Annotated in this window: 22 protein-coding genes and 1 tRNA gene; 17 read left to right on the forward strand and 6 right to left on the reverse strand. The window is 69.7% G+C overall.

Going from position 1 to position 22,430, the window contains the following annotated elements; genetic code table 11:
• Positions 1 to 2: 2 nt before the first annotated feature.
• The 7 genes from AB0F61_RS08640 to AB0F61_RS08670 all read left to right on the forward strand — a co-directional run bounded on the left by AB0F61_RS08640 (position 3) and on the right by AB0F61_RS08670 (position 6,035).
• Positions 3 to 722: a protein phosphatase 2C domain-containing protein gene (locus tag AB0F61_RS08640; RefSeq protein WP_357805322.1), complete on the forward strand. Its 720-nt coding sequence runs from the start codon at positions 3 to 5 to the stop codon at positions 720 to 722.
• A gap of 103 nt (positions 723 to 825) precedes the next feature.
• Positions 826 to 1,164: a PadR family transcriptional regulator gene (locus tag AB0F61_RS08645; RefSeq protein ID WP_357805325.1), complete on the forward strand. Its 339-nt coding sequence runs from the start codon at positions 826 to 828 to the stop codon at positions 1,162 to 1,164.
• Positions 1,161 to 2,006: an ATP-binding cassette domain-containing protein gene (locus tag AB0F61_RS08650; RefSeq protein ID WP_357805328.1), complete on the forward strand. Its 846-nt coding sequence runs from the start codon at positions 1,161 to 1,163 to the stop codon at positions 2,004 to 2,006. Before AB0F61_RS08645 ends, AB0F61_RS08650 begins: the two co-directional genes overlap by 4 nt.
• Positions 2,003 to 2,695, forward strand: a complete 693-nt coding sequence (locus AB0F61_RS08655) for a hypothetical protein (RefSeq protein ID WP_357805331.1) — start codon at positions 2,003 to 2,005, stop codon at positions 2,693 to 2,695. Before AB0F61_RS08650 ends, AB0F61_RS08655 begins: the two co-directional genes overlap by 4 nt.
• Before the next feature lie 68 nt (positions 2,696 to 2,763).
• On the forward strand, positions 2,764 to 3,954 hold the full coding sequence (locus AB0F61_RS08660) for a GNAT family N-acetyltransferase (RefSeq protein ID WP_357805335.1): 1,191 nt from the start codon (positions 2,764 to 2,766) through the stop codon (positions 3,952 to 3,954).
• Positions 3,955 to 3,996: 42 nt separating this feature from the next.
• The gene (locus tag AB0F61_RS08665) at positions 3,997 to 4,746 is read left to right on the forward strand and encodes a ZIP family zinc transporter (RefSeq protein ID WP_357805338.1); all 750 of its coding nucleotides are present in this window, start codon (positions 3,997 to 3,999) and stop codon (positions 4,744 to 4,746) included.
• An 89-nt stretch (positions 4,747 to 4,835) separates the two neighbouring features.
• Complete coding sequence (locus AB0F61_RS08670) at positions 4,836 to 6,035, forward strand: hypothetical protein (protein WP_357805988.1); 1,200 nt, start codon at positions 4,836 to 4,838, stop codon at positions 6,033 to 6,035.
• Between the two features lie 25 nt (positions 6,036 to 6,060).
• On the opposite strand, the gene AB0F61_RS08675 is transcribed toward AB0F61_RS08670, so the two are convergent.
• A complete protein-coding gene (locus AB0F61_RS08675) occupies positions 6,061 to 7,143 on the reverse strand; it encodes an NAD-dependent epimerase/dehydratase family protein (RefSeq protein ID WP_357805341.1) in 1,083 nt (360 codons plus the stop codon).
• Between the two features lie 195 nt (positions 7,144 to 7,338).
• The gene (locus AB0F61_RS08680; protein ID WP_357805344.1) at positions 7,339 to 7,647 is read right to left on the reverse strand and encodes a hypothetical protein; all 309 of its coding nucleotides are present in this window, start codon (positions 7,645 to 7,647) and stop codon (positions 7,339 to 7,341) included.
• Between the two features lie 211 nt (positions 7,648 to 7,858).
• On the opposite strand from AB0F61_RS08680, the gene AB0F61_RS08685 reads away from it, so the two are divergent.
• Positions 7,859 to 7,930, forward strand: a tRNA-Lys gene (locus tag AB0F61_RS08685).
• Positions 7,931 to 8,355: 425 nt separating this feature from the next.
• Here the strand turns inward: AB0F61_RS08685 and AB0F61_RS08690 are convergent.
• A complete protein-coding gene (locus AB0F61_RS08690; RefSeq protein ID WP_357805347.1) occupies positions 8,356 to 9,405 on the reverse strand; it encodes a hypothetical protein in 1,050 nt (349 codons plus the stop codon).
• 508 nt (positions 9,406 to 9,913) lie between these two features.
• On the opposite strand from AB0F61_RS08690, the gene AB0F61_RS08695 reads away from it, so the two are divergent.
• Complete coding sequence (locus AB0F61_RS08695; RefSeq protein WP_357805350.1) at positions 9,914 to 10,207, forward strand: DUF3349 domain-containing protein; 294 nt, start codon at positions 9,914 to 9,916, stop codon at positions 10,205 to 10,207.
• Positions 10,208 to 10,356: 149 nt separating this feature from the next.
• Positions 10,357 to 11,382: a hypothetical protein gene (locus tag AB0F61_RS08700; RefSeq protein WP_357805353.1), complete on the forward strand. Its 1,026-nt coding sequence runs from the start codon at positions 10,357 to 10,359 to the stop codon at positions 11,380 to 11,382.
• Positions 11,383 to 11,559: 177 nt separating this feature from the next.
• On the opposite strand, the gene AB0F61_RS08705 is transcribed toward AB0F61_RS08700, so the two are convergent.
• Both AB0F61_RS08705 and AB0F61_RS08710 read right to left on the reverse strand, forming a co-directional pair.
• On the reverse strand, positions 11,560 to 12,843 hold the full coding sequence (locus AB0F61_RS08705; RefSeq protein ID WP_357805356.1) for an acyltransferase: 1,284 nt from the start codon (positions 12,841 to 12,843) through the stop codon (positions 11,560 to 11,562).
• A gap of 270 nt (positions 12,844 to 13,113) precedes the next feature.
• Positions 13,114 to 13,530, reverse strand: a complete 417-nt coding sequence (locus tag AB0F61_RS08710) for a hypothetical protein (protein WP_357805359.1) — start codon at positions 13,528 to 13,530, stop codon at positions 13,114 to 13,116.
• A 136-nt stretch (positions 13,531 to 13,666) separates the two neighbouring features.
• Here AB0F61_RS08710 and AB0F61_RS08715 point away from each other — a divergent pair, with 136 nt between their 5' ends.
• The 5 genes from AB0F61_RS08715 to AB0F61_RS08735 all read left to right on the forward strand — a co-directional run bounded on the left by AB0F61_RS08715 (position 13,667) and on the right by AB0F61_RS08735 (position 18,610).
• On the forward strand, positions 13,667 to 14,701 hold the full coding sequence (locus AB0F61_RS08715; protein WP_357805362.1) for an NBR1-Ig-like domain-containing protein: 1,035 nt from the start codon (positions 13,667 to 13,669) through the stop codon (positions 14,699 to 14,701).
• A gap of 260 nt (positions 14,702 to 14,961) precedes the next feature.
• Positions 14,962 to 15,825: a peptidoglycan-binding protein gene (locus tag AB0F61_RS08720; RefSeq protein WP_357805365.1), complete on the forward strand. Its 864-nt coding sequence runs from the start codon at positions 14,962 to 14,964 to the stop codon at positions 15,823 to 15,825.
• A gap of 33 nt (positions 15,826 to 15,858) precedes the next feature.
• The gene (locus AB0F61_RS08725) at positions 15,859 to 16,743 is read left to right on the forward strand and encodes a peptidase inhibitor family I36 protein (protein WP_357805368.1); all 885 of its coding nucleotides are present in this window, start codon (positions 15,859 to 15,861) and stop codon (positions 16,741 to 16,743) included.
• A gap of 6 nt (positions 16,744 to 16,749) precedes the next feature.
• Positions 16,750 to 17,676 (forward strand): SpoIID/LytB domain-containing protein, encoded by a 927-nt coding sequence (locus AB0F61_RS08730; RefSeq protein ID WP_357805371.1) that lies wholly within the window; start codon positions 16,750 to 16,752, stop codon positions 17,674 to 17,676.
• 163 nt (positions 17,677 to 17,839) lie between these two features.
• A complete protein-coding gene (locus tag AB0F61_RS08735; RefSeq protein WP_357805375.1) occupies positions 17,840 to 18,610 on the forward strand; it encodes an IclR family transcriptional regulator in 771 nt (256 codons plus the stop codon).
• A gap of 60 nt (positions 18,611 to 18,670) precedes the next feature.
• Here AB0F61_RS08735 and AB0F61_RS08740 read toward each other — a convergent pair whose 3' ends face one another.
• On the reverse strand, positions 18,671 to 18,865 hold the full coding sequence (locus AB0F61_RS08740; RefSeq protein ID WP_357805378.1) for a hypothetical protein: 195 nt from the start codon (positions 18,863 to 18,865) through the stop codon (positions 18,671 to 18,673).
• A gap of 43 nt (positions 18,866 to 18,908) precedes the next feature.
• On the opposite strand from AB0F61_RS08740, the gene AB0F61_RS08745 reads away from it, so the two are divergent.
• Positions 18,909 to 20,345 (forward strand): extracellular solute-binding protein, encoded by a 1,437-nt coding sequence (locus AB0F61_RS08745; protein ID WP_357805381.1) that lies wholly within the window; start codon positions 18,909 to 18,911, stop codon positions 20,343 to 20,345.
• Positions 20,346 to 20,470: 125 nt separating this feature from the next.
• Entirely contained in the window at positions 20,471 to 22,378 is a 1,908-nt protein-coding gene (locus tag AB0F61_RS08750; protein WP_357805384.1) for an ABC transporter permease subunit, read from the forward strand.
• Positions 22,379 to 22,430 lie beyond the last annotated feature (52 nt).

The raw sequence follows: 22,430 nt of genomic DNA on the forward strand, positions 1-22,430 counted from the left end.
CCATGACGCTGATCCTCCGCTCGGTCATCCTCAACGACATCGGCCTGGTCCGCACCAACAACGAGGACTCCGCCCTCGCCGGTGACCGCCTGATCGCCGTCGCCGACGGCATGGGTGGGCTGCCCGCGGGCGAGGTGGCGAGCGAGATCGTGATCCGGATCCTGGACGAGCTGGCCCCGCCCACCGATCCCGACAGCGCCGCCGACGCCCTGCGTGCCGTGGTCAGCACCGCCAACCAGCGCATCCACGCCGCCATCACCGTCGACCCGAGCCGCGACGGGATGGGCACCACACTCACCGCGGCGCTGCTGGCCGGCGAGACGCTGGTGCTGGCCCAGGTCGGCGACTCCCGCTGCTACCTGCTGCGCGACGGGGAGCTGACCCAGCTCACCCGGGACGACACGTTCGTCCAGGCGCTTGTCGACCAGGGCACCCTCTCCCCGGAGCAGGCCCGCCACCACCCGCAGCGGTCCCTGGTGACCCGGGCCGTGCAGGGCGCCGACACCCCACCCGCGGTCGGCGTGCTCACCGTGGTCCCCGGCGACCGGCTGCTGCTGTGCAGCGACGGGCTCTCCGACTACGTCGAGGACGAGGCCATCGCGGCGGCACTGGGCATGTACGCCGACCGCCAGCAGTGCGGTGAGCAGTTGGTGAAGCTGGCCCACCACGCCGGCGCACCGGACAACGTCACAGTCGTGGTCTCCGACGTCGTCGCCCGCTGACCGGTACGGCTCACTCGACGGCTCGCCCGAACCGAATGGTTCGGGTTTCGCCGACCGCAGTAGGTGGTTGTGCCATCTAGGTTGCGGCGCTACTGTCCGACGCGTGGATTCCGACAGGCGCGGGCAGTGGCTGCGGGGGGTGCTCGACATCTGCGTCCTGGCCCTGCTGTCCGAAGGTGAGTCCTACGGCTACCAACTCGCCCAGGCGCTCGACGCGGCGGGCGTCGGGCCGATCCAGGGCGGCACGCTCTACCCCGTACTGCTGCGCCTGCAGAAGACCGGCCTGGTGACCGCGCAGTGGCGGGAGGGCAGCGCCGGGCCGGCCCGCAAGTACTACCGGCTCACCGACGACGGGTACGCGGCGCTCCGCGCCGGCGGCAGCTCCTGGCTCACCTTCGTCCGGCCGGTGAACGACATCGTCACGAAGGGGGTCACCCGGTGAACGCCGATGATTGGCTGCGTGCGCTCACGACCGAGTTGCACCAGCGCCGGGTCGCGGCCGACGCCGCTCGGCACGTGGTCGCCGAGGCCGCCACGCACCTACGCGAAGGTGGCGGCGACCCCTGGGTCGTCTTCGGCCCACCCCAGCAGTACGCGGTCGCGGTCGTGGAGAGCATCGGCACCGCGCCCGGACCGCGCCCCGGGCCGGTCCGGCTGCACGCGGCGGGCATCACCAAGCGCTACGGACGACAGACGGTGCTGAACGACGCCACGCTCACCGTCCGGGCCGGACAGATCGCCGCCGTCATCGGCGCGAACGGCTGCGGCAAGAGCACCTTCCTGCGGATCTGCGCCGGACTCATGTCGCCGGACGCCGGTGAGGTGACCGTCTCCGGGCGGCTCGGCTACTGCCCGCAGTCCGGCGGCACCGCCGACTTCCTGCTCGCCGACGAGCACTTCGTGCTTGTCGGGGCCGCCCAGGGCGTGGCCCGAGGGCCCGCCCGCCGGGCCGGTCGGGCGGCGGCCCGTCAGCTCGGCTGGGAGGCGGGCGGGGACGTGCAGGCCCGTCACCTGTCCGGCGGCACCCGGCAGAAGCTCAACCTGACCATGTCCACCCTCAGCACCCCCGACGTGCTGCTGCTCGACGAGCCGTACCAGGGCTTCGACCAGGGCACCTACGTCAACTTCTGGGACCAGCTCAGCAGGTTGCGCGACACCGGCGCGGCCATCGTCGTGGTGACCCACCTGCTCAACCACCTCGACCGGGTGGACATCGTGCTCGACCTGACCCCGGCACAGGTGAGCGGGCGGCAGGCGCCCAGTGTGCAGGGAGGCCACCGGTGAACCGGCTCGTCGTCGTCGCCGAGATGACCATGCGGGAGCTGCTGCGGCGTCGGGGCGTACTCCTGCTGTTGTTGTTGATGCCGTTGACCTTCTACCTGATCCGACGGGACGCCTACCTCGGGCAGTCGGTCCGGTCGCTGCTCCTCGGCGTGGGTTGGGCGGTGAGCACCGCCGCGCTGTTCGCCACCACTGCGGCTCGTGAGGTGGAGCCGAGGCTGCGGCTGGCCGGCTACCGTCCACACCACCTCTACCTCGGCCGGGTGCTCGGCCTGTGGACGGTGGGACTGGTCATCTCCGTGCCGTTCTTCCTGCTCCCCATGATCGACGGCGCGGATCTGCGGTACGGCGGACTGGCCGCCGCGCTGCTCTGCTCGGTCGCGGTGGCGGCGCCGTTCGGGATGCTGATCGGCGCGCTGCTGCCCCGCGAGATGGAGGGGACGCTGCTGCTGCTCACCGTGGTCACGGTGCAGATGTTGATCGACCCGGCCGGGTCCGGGGCGAAGTTGACGCCGTTCTGGTCGACCCGGGAGATCGCCACCTGGGCGGTGGACCACACCGACCAGGGCTACCTCTCCCGTGGCGTGCTGCACGGGCTCGCCGTCACCGCCCTGCTGGTCGTCGGGGTGGCCGCCGTGGTCAGCGTCCGCCTGCGCCGCCGCCGGCACCTGCGGCACCTGCCGGTCGGCTGACCGCGGCCGGCGCCACGGATCGGGCCAATCCGGTTGCTGCGATCCGCGCGGCAGGTTGAGATAGGCGGATGACCATCCGCCGGGTGACCGCCGACGAACGTCTCACCACCAGCTTCCCGCTGGCCGCGTACGCCTTCGAGTCGTCGCCGCTCGGCGCTGCCCGGACCGAGGAGTTCCGCGACTACCTGCCCTACAACCAGGGCAACCGGACGCTCATCGCCGAGGAGGGCGGCACCACGCTGGCCGCCGCCTCGTCCATCCCGATGCGGCAGAACCTGCGCGGGGCGGTGTTGCCGATGGCGGGTGTCGCCGGGGTCGCCACCCACCCGCTGGCCCGCCGGCAGGGGCACGTGCGGGCGCTGCTGCACCAACTCCTCGACGAGGTACGCGACGAGGGGCACCCCCTCAGCGCGCTCTACCCGTTCCGGCCCAGCTTCTACGCCCGGTTCGGCTACGTCGGGTTGCCCAAGGCGCGCCGGGTCACCTTCGCTCCGGCCCACCTGGGTTCGCTGCTGCGCGCGGACCTGCCCGGCGAGGTGGGGTGGGAACGCATCGCGGCCGGCTATCCGGCGTGGCGGGCGTTCACCGAGCGCTGCCTGAAGGAGCGGCACGGCTTCGCGCTCTTCCCGGACTACCGGGCGGACGGGATGCGCGACCGGGACGAGTACTGGCTGCTCACCGCCCGGGTCGGCGGGGAGGTCACCGGCGCGGTGACGTACCGGATCGACGAACACGGCGGCACGCTGCACGGCAACGAACTGCTGGTCGGCGACCCGCTCGCGCGGGCGCTGCTGTTGCAGTTCTTCGCCCGGCACGTCGACCAGGTCGAGCGGGTCACCGTCCAGGTCCCGCCCGACGAGTTGCCCGAGCTGTGGGTGACCGACCTGGACGTGCACGTCGAGGCGCGGACAGCCATCCCGGGTTCGTCCGCGCCGATGGCCCGGCTGCTGTCGCTCGACGCGTTGCGCGGGCTGCCGGCCGGCCCCGGTCGGGTGCGGGTCGAGCTGACCGGGGACCGCTGGTTGGCCGGCACCCATCTGTTTGACGGCACCACCGGCGCGCTGGAGTTGGTCGACGACACCACCGGCCGCGCGCCGACCGCCACCCTCACGGCGGCCGGGCTCTCCGCCCTGGCGTACGGGGTGCTGGATCCGGCCGAGCTGCCGTTGCGGGGCCTGGGCGTGGTGCCGGTGGACGCCGCCGCGGAGTTGCGCGGCATCTTCCCGCGCCAGGTGCCGTACCTCTTCGCCGACTTCTGAGGGCGGTTTGCCGCCCGTGCCCCACCGGGTACGGTCCCGGGAATGCCGGAGTGGTTACAGGCGGGTGGGTGGGGACTGCTGGCCGGGTCGGCCCTGCTGGTCGGGGCGGCGGCCGGTTGGTTCGCCCGGGTGCCGCAGCGCGTCATCGCGTCGATCATGGCGTTCGGGGCGGGGGTGCTGCTCTCCGCCGTGTCGTTCGAGCTGATCGCCGAGGCACACGCGCAGGGCGGGCTGCTGCCCACCGCGCTCGGCGCGGGCGGCGGTGCGGTGGCCTACACCCTGGCGAACCTGGCCCTGGCCCGGCACGGCGCGCGGCACCGGAAGCGCTCCGGCGACCAGCAGCCCTCCGAGGGCGAGCAGCCCGGCTCGGGGTCGGCGATCGCGGTGGGCGCGCTGCTGGACGGCATCCCGGAATCCGTGGTGATCGGCGCGAGCCTGCTCAGCGGCGGCACGGTCAGCCTGGTCACGGTGGCGGCGGTCTTCCTCAGCAATGTTCCGGAGGGGCTGTCCAGCGCGGCCGGCATGCGCCAGGCCGGCCGGTCCCGGCGGTACGTCTTCCTGCTCTGGATCGGCATCGCGCTGATCAGCGGGGTGGCGGCGCTGCTCGGCAACACGCTGCTGGGCGGTGCGCCGCCGGAGGTGCTGGCCGGAATCACGGCACTTGCCGCCGGGGCGATCCTCGCCATGATCACCGACACCATGGTCCCGGAGGCGTTCGAGGACGCCCACCTGCTCGTCGGTCTCATCACTGTCGCCGGCTTCCTGACCGCCTTCGCCCTCTCCCACGCCTGACCAGCGACCACCGCGTCTTAGCGGCGCATTAAACCGGCACTGTGGATTCGTCGCGACGCCGCTACGGCTCCTAGCATCACGGGGTGCGCATGACGTCGCTTGCCGCTCTGCTCGTCCTCGGTGTCGCCACGGCGACCCTGCCCGCCTGCGCCTCGAACGAACCGGCGCCCGCCTTCCAACCCGGCTCGTCCGCCTCGCCGACCGCCTCGCCGGCGAGCGCCCAGGCCGAGGCGCCGCAGACCCGCGACGGCCTCGGCGGCCCGGGGGCCAGCGCGAGCCCGAAGCCCGCCGCGAAGGTGCTCGCGGCCGGCAACCCGAACGGCAGGGCCACCGTTCCGGCCGAGGCACGGGCGGTGGACACCTCGAAGCCGACCCGGACCATCGGCACGGGCACCCCGGCGAGCTGCACCTCCGCGGCGGTCGTGAAGGCCGTCGCGGCCGGCGGTGTCATCACGTTCAACTGCGGACCCGCCCCGGTGACGATCAAGATGACCGCCACCGCGAAGGTCCGCAACGCCAACGGGCCGAAGATCGTGCTGGACGGCGGCGGCAAGGTCACCCTGAGCGGCCAGGGGCAGCGCCGCATCCTCTACCTGAACACCTGCGACGAGGCCCAGGGCTTCACCACCTCGCACTGCCAGAACCAGGACCACCCGCAGCTCACCGTGCAGAACCTCACCTTCGCCGACGGCAACTCCACAGGAGAGAAGGCCGAGGGTGGTGGCGGCGGGGCGATCTTCGTCCGCGGCGGGCGGTTCAAGGTGGTCAACTCGCGCTTCGTCCGCAACCGTTGCGACCGCACCGGCCCCGACCTGGGCGGCGCGGCCATCCGGGTGCTGAGCCAGTACGAGAACAAGCCGGTGTACGTGGTGAGCAGCACCTTCGGCGGCGCGTCCGGCCAGGGTGGCTCCTGCTCCAACGGGGGCGCGTTGAGCAGCATCGGCGTCTCCTGGGTGGTGCTGAACAGCGTGCTCAGCCACAACGAGGCGATCGGCAGCGGCGCCAACCCGGCCAAGTCCGGCACGCCCGGCGGCGGCAGCGGCGGCGCGATCTACTGCGACGGCAACGAGTTCACCGTACGGCTCGCCGGCACGATCATCGAGAACAACAAGGCAAACGAGGGCGGCGGCGCGGTCTTCTTCGTCAGCAACAACCGCACCGGCACGATGAAGATCGAAAGCTCGACCCTGCGCCGCAACCCCAGCGCAAAGTTCGAGACCCGAGGCTTCCCCGGCATCTTCTTCCTGGGCGCCCAGAACCCCACGGTGACCGGCTCCAAGCTGAGTTGACGGTGTCGCGCCCACCGGGCGTACCTCAGTAGGGGTTTCCCTGGCCTGGAGGTCGGGCCTGAAGGAGCGCGGCCGGGCGGCCGGGCAGGTCGCGCGCGCCGGACAGCGGAGGGCTTGCGGTGTGGCCGCCGTCGGCCATGCCGGCGAAGAGTTCCTTGAGCGCGGTCAGCGCACTGATCCTGGGCCGCCAGCCCAGCTCGCTCTCCGCCCGCTCGCTCGACATCAGCGGGGCGTTCAGGCCCAACTCCACCCAGCCCACGTCGACAGGCTGCAACCGCGCCCGCCAGGTGAGCGCCGCCGCCGCCCGCAGCACCGGCGCGGCGACCGGCACCGTCCAACCGTGGAAATGCCGAGCCACCAGCTCCGGAGTCAGCACCGGGTCCGCGGCGACGTTGAAAGCGCCGCGCACATCACCCAGGACCGCCCGGGTGTACGCGTCAGCCACGTCGTCGGCGTGCACCGCCTGCATCCGCAACCGGCGGTTCGTCGGCACCAGCGGGATCCGACCGAAGCGCAGCAGCCGCACCGGCGCCAGCGGGCCGAGAAAGTAACGGGTGATCTCCGCACCGGCGGCCCGCTGGAAGATCAGCCCAGGTCGCATCCGCACCACCCGCAACGTCGGATGATCACGCTCGAACCCGTCGAGCAGCGCCTCCACCTCGGCCTTGTGCTCGCTGTACGACGAGCCGGGCACCCCCGTGGCCGGCCACCGCTCACTGATCGGGTGGTCCTTCGGGCCAGGGGCGTAGGTGCCGACCGACGAGGCGTACACCAACGCCGGCACACCGGCCCGGATCACCGCCTCGAACACCGCCCGGCTGCCCTCGACGTTGGTCCGACGCAGCACCCGCTGGTCGTGACTGGGCTGGATCTGCCAGGCCAGGTGCACCACCGCGTCCACACCCGCGAACACCTCGGCGAGCTGCCCCGCCGCCCCCGGCGCGCCGATGTCGCAGGAGTGCCACTGAACCTGGTCGTACGGCTCACCGGCATCCGGACCGGGCAACCGCCGGGCCACCCCGGCCAACTCCACGTCCCGCTCCTGGCGCAGCCGCCGCAGCACCGCCGTACCGACATTGCCGCTCGCCCCCACCACCACGATCCGCATGCTCGACCCCGTACCCGCCCAGCAGCCGCTCAACCGCCCCCGCCGGCCTGGCGGCCGTCCCTGCGCGGCGGCCTCGCGCGGCCTCGCGGGCGGCGGCCTCGCGGGCGGCGGCCTCGCGGCTTGATCCACTCGACTTCCTGGAACTCGCGGTGTCGTGGCAAGCGGGACAGCCCGACTTCCGGTATTCCGAGTTGATCAAGGGCGAGGGGAGTCGCGGACCCAGCCGCGCCTACCCTCCCCGCGTCGGCCGGTGGTGGCGGCCAGGCAACGCGGGCAGATCCAACCAACCGCGTCCGCCTCGGTGAGCACGTCAGTGCCCGAGTAGTCGAAACTGATGTGCGGGAAGCGACGCAACCGGGTCCGGCTCAGCGCCAGGCCGCAGACCGTCTGGTTCTGACCAGGCAGCCAGGCGTGCACCTCCCCGCCGGGCTGGCGTACGCCGTCCGACCCGATCTCCTCCCCGGACGCGGCTACCGACGGGGTGCGGCTCGATCTCATGCCCATCCCGGTTCCCCATCCACCCGGACCCATGCACCGCTGCGCTACCTGGCTTGATCCACTCCTCCTTGCCGACCCGGAATGTCCGAGGTGTCGGACAATGCCAGCCCGTCGAACTGGTCATGATCAGGTGCGACGAGCCCGCAAGCCGCAGGCATCGACGGCCGGCCGGAAGCCGTGAGCCGCCGACGCTCACCGTCGGGTAACCTGAGCGCGCGGGCCGCTAGCTCAATGGCAGAGCTGTGGACTTTTAATCCATAGGTTCAGGGTTCGAGTCCCTGGCGGCCCACTCTCCCGCAGCTCAGCGGCCCTTTGCGGGGCCGCTGTCTTTGTCAGCACGGCTCATACAGCAGTCGGTGCGCTGCTCGCCCAGGCCCCGGCCGGTCTGCCGCTCGACAGCGGCGATCGTGCCGGTGAGGCGAACAGGGCGGGCGCATCCGCCGGCGGTACGGGTGTGCTCCAGCCAGCCGGAAAACTCAGGCGTGGCGGTCGGCCTTGAGCACAAACCGATTCCCAAGCTGACTGTGCGGGACCGAGTCCCATCACCTGCTCCATGGGGAAGGCCCTGGTCGGGACGTGAATCCCGGTCAGGGCCTTTGGCGTTACGCAGCTCATCGGTGGTCGGCGGGCCAGCCGTCGATGGGCGGCCAGGACCTGGATCGCTTGATGAGGCTGGGGCGCGCCGCCGAGTGGTGGCGCGCCCCAGCAGCACAGTCAGACCAGCTGCTTGGCGCGGGTCGTGGTCACCGTCGCGGTGCCGGTTGTCGAGAGACCGGAGATCAGGTATGCCCGGTAGGTGCCGTTCGGCAGCACGGTCCACAGGTCCGGGGTGCCGTCGGCGTTGATGTCGGCGGCCTGCAACGTGCTGATCGCGACGCCGGTGTTCCAGTTCGCCGCCACCTGGTACTGGTTGTGGGTCAGCGTGCCGGTGCCGTCACCGTTGTCGACCATGGTGACGCCGGTCCACAGGTACAGGTCACCGGTGGTGGCGTTGCGCAGGAAGAGCGCGACGCCGGAGGCGGTCTCGGTGCTGGCGATGCTCCAGTTCTGCCAGTCGCTCCCGCCGGTCGGCGTGGGGTTGGACAGCGTCGTGGTGCCGAAGTAGAGGCCAGCTGCGCCGAAGCTGGGGTGGTAGCCAAGCCGGTAGCCGTTGGTGGCGTCACCGGCGATGCCGAGTAGATCCGGAATGCCGCTGTCGACACCGTCAGCCTGGAACACGTTTACCAACTGCAGGGGGCTGTTGCCGTTGGCGTCGAGCAGATTTTCGTATCCAATCGTGAATTGGTTGTTGTACGGGCTGGCCATCGTGCCGTCTCCGGTGCCTCGGATGACGCCACCGATACCGGCGGCGGTGCCGGTCGGGTAGTAGTACAGGAAGTCCTGGCGGTCGACGCCGGTGAAGCGTCCGGTGAGGACCTGGGCACCGTCGAAGTCGGCCGGGGATTCGTTCCCGGTGACTCCGTTGCCGAGTAGGCCGATGTTGGTGGCCGGGGTCTGTACCTGGCCGGTGCCGACGCCGGTCTTGCGGGATTTTACGCCGAGCGCCGACCAGACGCCGGAGCTGAGGCCAGTACCCGGGCCGCCGCTGGTGACCAGGTCGGGGACGCCGTCACCGTTGAGGTCCTTATCGACCGGGCCGGCCGTGGCGGTGGGCCTGGGCTTCGCTGCGGCCTGGGCTGGCAGAGTCGGGGCGAGCGCGCTCAGCGCGAGCGCCACGGGCGCGGTCCAGGCGAGCATGCGGCGGGAACTGAAGGAATTCGTCAAGGGTTCCCCCGTGTTGTTAGGAGTTTGCCGCTCGGACGGTACTGGATCAGAGCAACGGTCACTACAGCCAATTGGTAGCAGCCCTTACGATCGAGACAGCCAAGAGTTAGACGTGGGCGCCGGTTCAGCGCGTGCATGCCTACATAGCTCTCGACTGCCTCGTATCGCTCGTCTGGATGACCGACATCCCATGAGCGGAGCGGTCGCGGACAACGATCGGGACCGGCGGCCTCGCGCGGACAGCCGCCTGAGGTTGTGGATCTGGACGGCCCATCGCCGAACACCGTGCCCATCGTCAGCAAGGAGGCAGCACGACCCCTTGAGGCGGGTCGGTCCGGAACATCAACCGACGATGTCCGGCACCTACTCGCCGACACGGGTCATCACCACGGCAGCAGGCGACAGCCTGAGGCCGCATCCCCCGGCGGGTTTGACCGAGGCGTAGGGAACGGCGACGTTGCGCCTGCGGGGCGCGCTACTGGTTGCCCCACCTGGGATGCTGGTAGCCATGTTGCCGCCGCACCTGGTGCCGGTTCTCAAGATCTTGCGGCTGGCTTACCCGGGAGGGCCGCCGGACCGCGATTACCTGCCCCTTCTGGCTGCACTACAGGCTGACCTCTGCGAATCGAACCTTGCCGCCGTCGTCGCGGAACTGGTCGACGGCGAAGCGGCGGTTGTCGACAACGACGCCGCTGCGGCAGCGTCGACGCGTCGACCACCTCCGCAGGAGGTGGAGAGGGTCCGCAGGCTGCTCATTTCGGCGGGCTACGCGGAGGAAGATCTGTACCCGCAGGACTGGTAGGCGTGATCCGCACCCGCTATGACAGCTCGCCGGGCTTTGAGCGCCGGCCAGTCCGGACTCAACTGCAGGACCCCCGGCGCGTCGACCAAACGGTAGGCTCTCGCGTCGGAGCGCACTGATCCAGTGACAACAAGGAGTGGCGGCCGGTCATGTCCTTCCTGCCCTCACCACCGAAGAGCCGGCACTGGACCTTCACCGCTGTCGCCACCGCGCTTGCCTCACCGACGCTGGCGTGGGGCATCGACTGGTCGTACGGGTCCGTGGACAGGTGTCTTCGGGCGCACGGACAACGGATCAGCGATTCAGAGGTGGACATACCCGACGCCTGCTCGGGGATCAGCGCCCTGCTGGCTCTGGTGGCACTGATCGCCATCGTCTTCGTCGCCGCGACGGCGATCACAGGCCTGTGCGTGGGAGTGGTGGAGGGACGGCACCGACGTGGCTTCGGCCACCGACGGTGGTTCGCTGTCACGGTCGTCGGGCTCGCCGCCCCGTGGGCGCTAGCAACCTACGCCGCCGGCTACGGCATCGGCCGGCTCGTACCGCCTCCCCCCGTCGACACGGCATGGGCCGAAGGTCGCGACGCCGCGCACCGGCTTCTCGATTTCCTCTCCCTGGGTGGCAAGCCGGGAGCCGTCCTCGCGCCAGGTTTTCTCACCGAGGAGCCGGTGTACCTGGACGCGCGGCTGCACTACACCCGCCACTACGGCTCGACGGTCACCTACACCCAGACCTCGGCGGTGGCGTTCGGATCGGCGGGCTTCGTCGCTGGCGCTCTGGTAGCCAATGCCATCGGCAACAGCAGCGCCAGGTCCCGGGCGGAACGCCTGGCCCGCCCGCAGTGGCGCGAGCACCAACTCACCAGAGTCGTGCTCACACCCACCAGGACCTGGTGCTACGCCTCGGGACGGTGGTTGTCGTTCGACCACGCCGCCGTCATGGAATACCACCTCGACCACCAGGGCGTGGTCCTTCTCTTCGCCGACTCCGAGCCGCTGCGACTGAGCGGGCCCGCCGCATGGGCTCACGCTGTGCTCTTCGCGTACTTCCGTTTCGGCGCGCAGGCGCTGTCCACCGCCCCGTTCCTCATGCCGATCCGCGCCACGCCTCCGCAAGCACCTGTCGCGCGGTCAACGGCCAAGGGTTCCGCGACCTCACCCGCGGCAGGCAGGTAGGAGCACGGACAACACCGACCGGAGCACCACCCGGTCGACGATCCTGTTCGATGCCGACACCGTTCATCCGCGCCCGGTGCACCGCCGTTGGCCGAGATCACGAAGCGCGGCACTACCCGTGCCGAACGCGCCCACGTGGCTCGGCAGCCGAACCGGCTACACCGGCGCCGCGCCGGATCATCGGCCGTCGAAACTCCCGGTGCTCCGATAGACGCCTGGTTCGAATTCCTGAGTGACGACCCCGTGCCCGGTCAGGACGACTTCGGTGGGCTGTTCGGACACCACAGCCACCGCCAACTCCTGCGGCTCCAGCGGTTCCTGCGCCACGGGCGCCACGGGCGGCGTGGACGCCACGGGCGGTGCAGGAGGCGCGGGCGGCACGCGGCGCGGGTAGAGGTTGCGCAGGAATCTCTCCACCGGGTGTTCGACCCAGCGGTAGCAGGCCCAGGCCAGGGCGATGCCCAGCACCGTCCAGATCAGGAGGACCTTGAGGTTCGTCCAGCTCGCGGGGCTGGTCTTCACCGTGCCCATCAGCCAGTGGATGACCGACAGGTGGACCAGGTAGAAGGCGTAGGACCAGGCGCCGAGGGCGACGAGCGGTTTGCTCCGGAAGATCGAGGGCCGCCCGGAGATGTCGCGGATCGCTGCCGCGAGCACCACGAGTACGCAGGCGGGCACCAGACCCTGCTGCGACCAGTGCGCACCCCACCAGCCCTGCTGGGCACCCCACCACAGCAGCAGCACCGATGCGGGCACCGTCGACAGGGCGAGCCACAGGTTGAGTTTCGGCCGCCATCCGCGGAGGAGAGCGGCGGCGGCGATCATTCCGAGCAGGAATTCGATGAATCGGATCGGTGGGAAGCGGAGGTACCAGGAGAGCTGGATCCAATACTGCTTCGGGTCGATCAGATCCTGCACGAAGAACCAGTAGGCCCACTCGATGAACAGGCCGGCCGCCGCGATGATCGCGAGTGCCGGCAGCCGCAGTCGCAGCAGCGGCCGGATGACGAACGGGAAGAGCAGGTAGAAGAAGGCCTCGCAGGAGACCGACCAGGCCACCGGGTTGGCGACGAGGAAGTCCGCCGGGCGGAACCACGACTCGGTGAGCGTCAGGCTCAGCAGGGTTCGCTTCCAGGAGTCGTGCCAGACCTGGTCGAAGCTGACCCAGGCGATGATGGTGCTGACCACGAGCGCGGGCCAGACCCGGGCGAAGCGGCGCCAGTAGAACGTCCCGGTGCCCACTGCGGGGGAGAACGACCAGGTCAGCACGAAGCCCGAGAGAACGTAGAAGAACGTGACGCCGGCGTCACCGAACCGGAAGAAGTCGCCGAGTTTGATGCCGTAGACGGTGGGCAGCTTGATGATCTGGTTCGCGTGGAACAGGAACACGGCGAACGCGGCGAACCAGCGCAGCCCGGTCAGCGATTCGACCCGAGGCATGCGTTCTTTGGCGGAATTCATCGTGATCTGGCACCTTTTGGGCATCGGCCTGACCGAGGGTCGGCTGGCGCTCCAGGCATAATGCCAGGCTTCCATCTGCCGTGGCAGAGGGGCCGGTCGCGGCCCGGCCCCTCCGCGAGGGCCGGTCAAAGCCTCCGTCGCGCATCATCGGCGTCCCGCGACCGACCGGCTGCCGGCGTGCAGATCCCGGCCGTGACGTGACACGCCGTCGGCCGCTCGGTCGCGGGGCACGGACTCAACAGAGGGACCGGCCGCGTTCGGGCTCGCCGATCAGCAGCGCTCTGCGGTCTCCTTCTGCGCCACGTCGGAGATCCCGCCGAGCGCCCGGGTGCACACCGACAGCGTGTTGGCGCCTGAGGACCAGACGTCCGGCCCGCTTGAGCACTGCAGGTCGCGCAGGGTGTTCCCGGTCACGATCGAGGTGCAGACCTGGTACGAGCCGTGGCTCGCCCGGTACTGCTGCCACACGTACGTGTAGGCGTAGTTCTTTCCGCACCCCTTGTACTGCTTGACCGATGCGGCGGTCTGCCCACCGACCGTGACGTACGCGGTGGCGCCGATCTGCACCGAGCTCGCGCAGCGCGGGTTGGTCTCGGCGTAGGCGGGACCGGCGACCACCAGCGCGGCGGGCATCGCCAGCCCGGCGGCCGCGAGGATGCGCACCCCACGTCGGGAAAGGCTCTTCATCGGTGACCTCCTCGGATGCACCGGGACCGTCGCGCCCGGCGTCTTCATCCATCACGGTGATCGTTGACGAGGGCCGTTCGGTACCCTCTTACACGCCCTGACAACGGCTGACGACGATGTCTGACATGGGGGACGGATGGAAGACCAGCGTGCTGCCGCCGAGTCGATCCAGGACCGGGTGGCCGCGGAGGAATTCGCCGAACAGTTGCGGACGCTGCGCAACGCCGTAGGCAACCCGTCGTTCCGGAAGATGGCGGGGCGGTCGGGCCGGATCTCGCACACGACACTGCACGAGGCTGCCGCTGGAACGAGGTTCCCCTCCTGGGAGACCACGCGCGAGTTCGTCCGCGCCTGCGAGGCTGACGAGGCCCAGTGGCGGCGCGCCTGGGAGGACGCTCAGCGTCAGGTGACGGTCCGCGCCGTCCCGGCCGGCGAACCGGCGCCGGTCGGCAGCGACTTCCCGACCGACGTCGATGCCCGCAACACGGTGGGCACCGACCTGGCCGGCGGCACCACCGCCACGTCTGACCCCGCGGAGACTCCGTCGGCCGGTCGGTCGGTGATGTCCGACGATGCCGCACCCTCCGGCCAGGTGCCGGGCCAGCGCGCGCTGCGGGGCGTCGAGGACCCGCGGGCGGCGGAGGATCGGGCCACGGACGGGCGACGGCACCGGTCACCGTGGCTCGCGGCCGCCGCGGTGATGGTGGTGGTGTCGGTCGCCGCCGTGGGCGTCATCATCCGCGACCGGTCGTCCTCGAATGGCGCCGGCGCGGCGAGCGCGTCGCCGACAGCGACACCGTTCTCGGACGCGTTGATTGCCGGGGACTCGAGCAAGTTCGTTGCCGACGCCACCATCCCCGACGGTACGCAGGTGCCGGTGAACGCCACCTTTGTGAAGGTGTGGACGCTCGCGAACGTGGGGAAGGTCGACTGGCACAACCGCTTCCTGGCGCGGACGAACCCGACCGCTGACGCGGACGGTTGCCGGGTGCCGGATCGGGTGCCGATCGGCGACACGCCGCCCGGCGAGAAGGTCAACATCAGTGTTCAGGTCACCGCGCCGGACCGCCCCGGGAAGTGCTGGGTCAGTTGGAAGATGGTCGACGAGCACGGGCAGGAGTTCTTCCCCAGCCGTAGGCCGGTCTACTTCATGGTCAACGTCGTCGCCTGAGCGCGTCCGGCGGCGGGCGCGGTCAGGGCCGCCGAGCCGCCGACCGCGGCCGGTTCTCCGGGTCGCGGGTCGTCGGGGGGGTGTCAGGGCTCGACGGCTCGATGTCAGTCCCGGGCGCCCGCCGAACTGACAACACCGCATCGATCGAGGTCGGTGCGGGCCTGACGAATCTGACAGGGCAGCGGGGTACCGAACAGGTGGCCCCTTCTCGCACAGTGATGTCCGTTCCCAACGTGACTCACCTTCGAGGAGGACCGTCTATGCGCCGTCCCTGGATAGCCGTCGGGCTGGCCGCGCTCTGCGGTGCCGTCGGCGTCCCGGCCCATGCCTCTGGCGCGCCATCAGGCGTCAGAGCCCAGCCGAGCGTCACCACTGCCGCGCGGCCCGTCGTGAACATGGAGGCGACCGTCCTGGCCGCCCAGATCGACCCCCGCCGCGCCGACAACACCCTGACCACCGGCGCGAAGAGCTCCGTGCTCGCCGTGGAGCAGGCGCTCCAGGCGCAGGGCCTGCTGGACGCGCAGTGGGTCGACGGCTACTTCGGCACCGTGACCATCTCGGCGTACGCGGCCTACCAGCGCTCGCTCGGCTACACGGGCCTGGCCGCGAACGGGCTGCCCGGCACGACGTCGCTGACGAAGCTCGGGCTGAACCGGTACACCGTCGCCAACACCATCGGACCGGGCGCGAAGGTCCAGCGGGACGGGTACGTCGTCAATGCCCGTACCCAGGCGATGCTGGCCGAGGCCCAGCGTCTGCTCGGTTACTCCCTGGTGCTGGAGCAGGGCTCGTACAACCCCGGGGGTGACCCGACCTCGGCCGGTACGCACGACGGCGGGGGTGTCGTGGACATCTCGGTCGCCGGCATGACCGCGGCGAAGCGCACCGCCGTCGCCAAGGCTCTGCGGCAGGTCGGCTTCGCCGCCTGGGTCCGTGATCCGAGTCAGGGTGACTGGCCGTGGCACATCCATGCCACGGCGATCAGCGACACCGACCTGTCGAGCCAGGCGCAACACCAGGTCGGCGACTACCACCTCGGCATGAACGGCCTGGCCAACCGCGGCCCGGACGACGGCCCCCAGGTCCCGATCAGGACCTGGGAGCAGTACCAACGCGCGCAGTGACCCGCACCCCCTCACCGTTTCTGAAAGGACACCATGAACATTCGTAAGAGTCTCGCCGTCGTCGGCACCGCGCTCGCGATGTCCACCTCGATCCTGAGCGTCGCCTCGCCGGCGTCCGCGGCTGCCCGCGACGGGATCTGCGACAGCGGTGAGTTCTGCTACTACTACAACAGCGACAACGCGGGATCGATCTCGGACTTCACCGGATCGCTCGACGACTACGGCACCGAGCAGCCCTCGTGCTACGACTTCAAGGGCGCTGGCGCCGGCAAGGGCCTGTGCATCAAGAACGAGGCCGCCTCGGTCTGGAACCGCAGCACCAAGACCGTGCGCGTCTACTTCAACAGCGGGTACGCCGGTTCTTACCAGGACTTCGCGGCCGGCGCGAAGGGCAACCTCAACGCCACGCTGAAGAACAACAACGCCTCGCACCAGTTCTCGCCGTCGACGCGCACGAACATGTCGTACGCCCTGTACCAGGCCAGCGGCGGCACTGTCACGTGCGGCTTCGACGGTTACACCACCACGCCCGGCCGGCACGAGGGCATCGACATCGCCCGCAGCGTCGGCTCGGACGTGCACGCCCTGGTCTCCGGGACGGTCATCTACGTCGCGCAGGGCAGCACCGGCAGCGGCGGCCTGTCCACGATCTCCGTCTACAACTCCTCGCTCAACAAGTCGGTGATCTACCTGCACACCGCGCCGAGGTCCGGCGTGAGCGTGGGCGACGCCATCAGCAAGGGCGAGATCATCGCCGACGAGTCGTGGCACGGGGTTTCCTCCAGCTCCGGCGCGCACACCCACGTCGAGGTCCGGGCCGGCCGGCAGACCCACGCGGCCGTCAGTGTCGGTGACTCCACCCTGGACAACGCCGACCCGACCTCGTTCTGGAACTCCCAGGGCTACAACGAGAAGTAGGACACCGTGAATCTTCGCAAGGGCCTCGCCGTCGTCGGCACCGTCCTCGCCATGTCCATCTCCATCCTGACCGTCGCCTCGCCGGCACAGGCGGCCGCACGGGACGGTGTCTGCGACAGCGGCGAGTTCTGCTACTACTACAACAGCAACCAGGCCGGCTCGGTCTCCGACTTCACCGACTCCCAGGACGACTACGGCACGACCCAGCCGTCCTGCTACGAGTTCAAGGGCGCGGGCAGCGGCAAGGGCCTGTGTGTGAAGAACAACGCCGCGTCGGTGTGGAACCGCACCTCCAAGACCGTGCGGGTCTACTTCAACAGCAACTTCGCCGGTGCGAGCCAGGACTTCGCGGCCGGTGCCAAGGGCAATCTCAACGCCACGCTGAAGAACAACAACGCCTCGCACGACCTGTTGACGGGCGGTCCGACGGGGTGCAGCACTGACGGCACCAACAGCAAGCTGCCCACCACCATCCTGGTGTACCGGGTGAGTCTCGGGCGGGTCGACCGGGTGGACTTCAAGACGTACGTCAAGAATGTCCTTCCGAACGAGTGGGTGACGAGTTGGCCGGCAGCCTCGCTTGACGCCGGTGCCATGGCCGTCAAGAGCTACGCCTGGTACTGGGCGCTGCACTCGACCCGGAAGACGCCCTCCGGGCAGTGCTACGACGTCGCTGACAACACCAACGACCAGGTCTACCGGCCGTCGTCCGCAGTGGCATCGACGTCGGCCGCGGTGGACCGCACCTGGTCGACCCGGATGACCCGGAGCGGCAACATCCTGCGGGCGCACTACTGCGCGACCACGACCGCGTGCGGTGGCTGGGTGGACGGGAACTGGATGTCGCAGTACGGCTCGCGTGATCTCGCGAACGCGGGCAAGACCTACCAGGCAATTTTGCACTACTACTACAGCGACGTGACCATCTCCTGATGGTCTGAGAGCACGCGCCAACCGTGCCGCCCGCCACGAGTCCGTGGCGGGCGGCACGCTCGTCGCCGCAGCCCGTGCCGGGGCTGACGCGGTTATCCTCTTCAGGTGCTGGTCCGTGTGGATCTCGCTGACACGGGTCCGGCATTTCGAAGGGACTATCGACATGGCCCGTGTGGTATCGGCGGTCATCCGCGCACTCGACATCCTCGAACTGTTCCTGGACCACCCCCAACTGTCGGCCCGCCAGGTGATGGAGCGGCTCGACCTGCCCCGCACCACAGTCCACGAACTGCTCGTCACGCTCGAGGCTCGCTCGTACCTGATCTCCGTCCCGGGCCAGCCGGTGCACTATCGGCTCGGCATGCCGCTGTTCCAGCTCGGCGCGGCGTTCGCCGGCCGGCTCGACCTGGTCCGCGAGGCACAGTGCGTGGCGCGGGACGTGGCCGCCGCGTGCGACGAGGCGGTCCACGTGGCCGTGCTCGACGGCGCCGATGTCATCTACCTCGTCAAGTTCGACAGCACGCACCCGGTCCGGATGGTCTCCGCGGTCGGGCGGCGGTTGCCGGCGCACTGCACGGCGGTCGGCAAGGTGCTGCTGTCGGGCCTCGACCAGGCGGCCCTGGACGCCGTCCTGACGAAGGGCGACCTGCCGGGCATGACGCCGGACAGCATCACCGACCCGGACCGCCTGCGTGCCCATCTCGAACGCGTCCGGGCGGAGAGCGTCGCTGTCGACATCGGCGAGTCGGACAGCGCCATGCGCTGCGTCGCCGCGGCGGTTCGCGATCATTCCGGTGCGACGATCGCCGGGATGAGCCTGTCCGCACCGATCATCCGCTGGACGCCGGAGGCGCACGTGCGGTGGACCGGGCTGGTTCGCGAGGGCGCCGCGGCGCTGTCCACCCGCATGGGCTACCGGGCCCAGCCTCGATAGCCGGCCTCGCGCTTTCGGTCGAAACACCATCGAAACATTGACATCCATCAGGATGCTGCTCTAGCGTCGCGACCACTCGATGCGGTATCTCGAACTCAGTTCGAAATCTCGAACGGTGGTGGTCCCGTGGCCCGACCGGGGCAACCCCACCAGCTCCAACGACGAGTACGCGAACGCATTGATCGATGCGGCGACGTGCCAGCGGTCGCCGGCCCGGAGACACACCTGGAGCACGAGCATCGCAGTGTTCGCCATGAACTCCTTCGGCGTCCAGCGGTGCCGAAATGAAGGAGGGCGAATGGCCATGGAGGACAACCCGGCTTGGTCCCGGCGCGGCTTTCTGGGGATGGGGGTGGGGGTGCTCGGCGCGGCCGGTCTGGCCGCGTGCGGGGGAAGCTCCGAGTCACCAAGCAAGGTGCAGCCGGAGGTTCCGCAGGAGCTGATCGACGCCGCGGCGGCGATGAAGGGCTCCTCGATGGGAATGCTGTCGCAGAAGCTGTACTCGACTGCGGCGAACGAAGCGCTCGACAGCTCGATCAAGAAGTTCGCCGACACCACCGGAACGAAGATCGAGAACAGTCTGGTCCAGGCCGACGCCGGTGATGTGGTAGCCAAGATCGATGCCGAGGTCAAGGGCGGGGTGGCGCGTGACCTGGCGTTCATGACCGACTCGCGGTTCGTCGCGCAGTTCCAGGCGCTTGGCGACCTGGAGGACGTGACGGACGTCGTCCAGGCGCTGACCGCCAGGTACGGCGAACCCTGCGCCGAGGCCAAGAACTTCTGCGTCTTCGACGGCAAGTGGTTCGCCATCCCGTACCACTTCATCGGGATCGGGTCGTTCCTGCGCAAGGACTGGATGCAGGACAAGGGCATCGCCCCCAAGGACATCTACAGCTGGGAGGAGCTGCGGGACCTGTGCCTGGAGATCTCCGATCCGGCCAAGCGCCGGTTCGGCTGGGGCATGACGGTGAACCGGTCCGGTGACGGCAACGGCATGATCGAGGCGCTGATCAACGCGTACGGCGGGTCGATCGCCTCGAACGACGGCAGGAAGGTCACGTTCGACTCCCCCGAAACGGTGCAGGCGGCCACCTTCCTGGGCGACATCTACACCAATCCCAAGTACAAGCCGATGCTGCCGCCCGGGGTGGCGAGCTGGACCGACACCAGCAACAACGAGAACTGGCTCGCCGGGGTCCTTGGCTACACCCGCAACCAGTTCAGCGTCTACGCGGACTCCCGGACCAAGAAGAACCCGGTCTACGCGAACACCCACGTGTTCTCCGACTGCATCGGGCCGGCGACGAAAAATCCTCTGCTGCTCGGCCAGTCGCAGGGTTTCGTCGTCTTCAAGGGCGCCAAGAACCCGGCGCTCGCCAAGCTCCTGGCGCAGTACCTGGTCAGCGCGCCAGCGCTGCTCGGGGTGGCGAAGGAGGCGCCCGGCCTGGTGATGCCCGCCTGGGAGAAGGTCTGGGACGCCGACCCGTTCTTCACCAGCGGCGACCCGGCGTTCCCGATGCTGCGTAGGATCACCGAACTGTCGCTGCCGCTGAACACGAAGAACGGCCTGGCCTTCCCGCAGAAGGCCAGCGCGGGCCAGCAGGCCGTCGGGGCGGCCTACGTCCTCACCGACATGATGCAGCAGATCGTTCAGGGCACGGCGCCGGCGCAGGCCGTGACGGCCGCCCACGCGAAGATGGTGCAGATCTTCAACCAGCAGGGGCTGCCGCGGTGAGGTCCGTCCGCCCTGCGCGGGTCCCGGCGGCGACGAGTTCGCGGCCGCCGGGACCCGGCTCTCTCACCGCCACGCAGCGGCGGCTGGGTCGTGACTGGCGGCTGGGGGCCCTGTTCCTGGCACCCATGGCCGTGCTTGTCGGTGGTCTCGTTCTCGTGCCGATCGTCCGGTCCATGGTCACCAGCACCACCGAACGGCACGGGCAGGACACCGTGTTCGTCGGCTTGGACAACTACCTCGCCCTCGCCGGTGACGAGCAGTTCCACACCGGCGTGGTGAACTCGTTCGTCTTCACCGCGTACGCCGAGGTCTTCAAGGTGGTGCTGGGGTTGTCTGCGGCCCTGCTGCTGCACCAGCGGCGTCGTGGGCGGGCGGTGCTGGCCGGGCTGCTCCTGCTGCCGTGGGTGGTGCCGACCGTGGTGACGGCGTTCAGTTGGCGCTCGCTGCTCGACCCGATCTTCGGCAGCGTCAACACGGTGCTCACCGCCTCGGGGATCGGGCCGCTGCTGGCAAGCGCGCACCTGGTCGAGAGCTGGCCCGCGGGTTGGCTGTCCGAGCCGTCGCTGGCCATGCCGTCGGTGATCCTGGTCAACGTCTGGAAGGGGGTGCCGTTCTTCACCGTGTGTTTCCTCGCGGGGTTGAAGGCCATCCCGGCGGACCTCTACGAGGCGGCGACAATCGACGGCGCCTCGTCGTGGCAGCGGTTCGCCAACGTGACGCTGCCCGGACTGCGCCACGTGATCACCGTGACGGTGACCCTGTCGTCGATCTGGACGTTCAACAACTTCGACCTCGTCTGGTTGTTGACGCAGGGCGGCCCCGGCGACGTGACCGCGCCGTACGTGCTCGTCGCCTACTCGAAGGCGATCCTGCAGTTGCAGTACGGCGCGGGGGCGGCGGCCACCCTCGTCATGCTCCCGATCATCGGCGGACTGGTGTTCGTCCTGGTCCGACTGCTGCGCCAGGACACAAACGTCAAACTGCCCCGGCGACGCCGGACCGCACGGTCGATCAGGACGGGGCGGTGGGCCCGGACGGCGCGGAAGGCGCTGCCGTGGGTCGTGGCCGCGGTCGTCACCGGTCTGCTGGCCTGGGCATCGCCACAGATCTTCTGGAAGGCGGCGGTCGTCCTCGGGGTGATCCTGCTGATCGCGGCGGCGGTCGGCCGGGTGGTCTCGGCCCTCCAGTCCCGGGGTGGTCGCCGGGCGTCGTCAGTGGTGTCGGGCCTGGGGTCCGGTGTCGCGCTGGCCGGGTTGCTCGTCTTCGTGCTGGGCCCGCTGTACTGGATCGCCGTCACGGCCTTCAAGTCCGAGGGCCAGGTCGTCATGCGCACCCAGGACCTGTGGCCGACGCCGTGGACGTTTGAGCAGTTCGGTGCGCTGTTCGACAACCAGCCATTCGGCCGCTGGTACCTCAACACCCTGCTGGTGTCCGTGGCGTCCACCGCTGTGGCACTGGTCTGCGCCGCCCTGGCGGGGTACGCGTTGGCCCGGCTGCGGTTCCGCGGGGCGCAGGGCTTCACCGTCACGGTGCTGCTCACCTACGTGATGCCGGGCGCGCTGCTGTTCATCCCGCTGTACCAGATGCTCATCGGCGTACGGCTCACCGACTCGTTGTGGTCGCTGGTGCTGACCTACCCGACCTTCACGCTTCCGTTCGCCACCTGGCTGCTGGTCGGGTACTTCTCGTCGATCCCCGTCGAGCTGGAGGAGGCCGCGCTCGTGGACGGCTGCACCCGCGTCCAGGCGTTCCGCCGGGTGGTGCTGCCGCTGGCCAAGCCAGGGCTGCTGGCGGTCGCGCTCTTCACCCTGACCAATGCCTGGAACGAGTTCCTCTTCGCCTTCGTGTTCATCACGAAGGACGAGTACAAGACGCTCCCCGTGGGGATGCAATCGATGATCGCTGGAGATGTGGTGCCGCAAGGACAACTCGCCGCCGCGTCGCTGCTCGTCAGCATCCCCGTGGTCGTCATGTACGCCTTCGGGCAGCGCTTCCTCACCGAAGGGCTCACCGCCGGCGCGGTGAAGGGCTGATCGAGCGCACCGACGGGCCGCTGGTGCCGATGGGGCACCAGCGGCCCGGCAA

Origin of the sequence: Micromonospora sp. NPDC023888 (genome assembly GCF_040639415.1) — a bacterium.
In the GTDB taxonomy this organism is placed as follows: Bacteria; Actinomycetota; Actinomycetes; order Mycobacteriales; family Micromonosporaceae; genus Micromonospora.

Bases quoted from the DNA above. Each gene is read 5' to 3' on its own strand.
- AB0F61_RS08720 (WP_357805365.1), top strand. From the start codon at position 14,962: ATGCGCCGTCCCTGGATAGCCGTCGGGCTGGCCGCGCTCTGCGGTGCC.
- AB0F61_RS08675 (WP_357805341.1), bottom strand. From the start codon at position 7,143: ATGCGGATCGTGGTGGTGGGGGCGAGCGGCAATGTCGGTACGGCGGTG.
- AB0F61_RS08715 (WP_357805362.1), top strand. From the start codon at position 13,667: ATGGAAGACCAGCGTGCTGCCGCCGAGTCGATCCAGGACCGGGTGGCC.
- AB0F61_RS08735 (WP_357805375.1), top strand. From the start codon at position 17,840: ATGGCCCGTGTGGTATCGGCGGTCATCCGCGCACTCGACATCCTCGAA.
- AB0F61_RS08745 (WP_357805381.1), top strand. From the start codon at position 18,909: ATGGCCATGGAGGACAACCCGGCTTGGTCCCGGCGCGGCTTTCTGGGG.
- AB0F61_RS08665 (WP_357805338.1), top strand. From the start codon at position 3,997: ATGCCGGAGTGGTTACAGGCGGGTGGGTGGGGACTGCTGGCCGGGTCG.
- AB0F61_RS08740 (WP_357805378.1), bottom strand. From the start codon at position 18,865: ATGGCGAACACTGCGATGCTCGTGCTCCAGGTGTGTCTCCGGGCCGGC.
- AB0F61_RS08670 (WP_357805988.1), top strand. From the start codon at position 4,836: ATGACGTCGCTTGCCGCTCTGCTCGTCCTCGGTGTCGCCACGGCGACC.
- AB0F61_RS08750 (WP_357805384.1), top strand. From the start codon at position 20,471: ATGGCCGTGCTTGTCGGTGGTCTCGTTCTCGTGCCGATCGTCCGGTCC.
- AB0F61_RS08680 (WP_357805344.1), bottom strand. From the start codon at position 7,647: ATGGGCATGAGATCGAGCCGCACCCCGTCGGTAGCCGCGTCCGGGGAG.
- AB0F61_RS08660 (WP_357805335.1), top strand. From the start codon at position 2,764: ATGACCATCCGCCGGGTGACCGCCGACGAACGTCTCACCACCAGCTTC.
- AB0F61_RS08725 (WP_357805368.1), top strand. From the start codon at position 15,859: ATGAACATTCGTAAGAGTCTCGCCGTCGTCGGCACCGCGCTCGCGATG.
- AB0F61_RS08695 (WP_357805350.1), top strand. From the start codon at position 9,914: ATGTTGCCGCCGCACCTGGTGCCGGTTCTCAAGATCTTGCGGCTGGCT.
- AB0F61_RS08705 (WP_357805356.1), bottom strand. From the start codon at position 12,843: ATGAATTCCGCCAAAGAACGCATGCCTCGGGTCGAATCGCTGACCGGG.
- AB0F61_RS08710 (WP_357805359.1), bottom strand. From the start codon at position 13,530: ATGAAGAGCCTTTCCCGACGTGGGGTGCGCATCCTCGCGGCCGCCGGG.
- AB0F61_RS08700 (WP_357805353.1), top strand. From the start codon at position 10,357: ATGTCCTTCCTGCCCTCACCACCGAAGAGCCGGCACTGGACCTTCACC.
- AB0F61_RS08640 (WP_357805322.1), top strand. From the start codon at position 3: ATGACGCTGATCCTCCGCTCGGTCATCCTCAACGACATCGGCCTGGTC.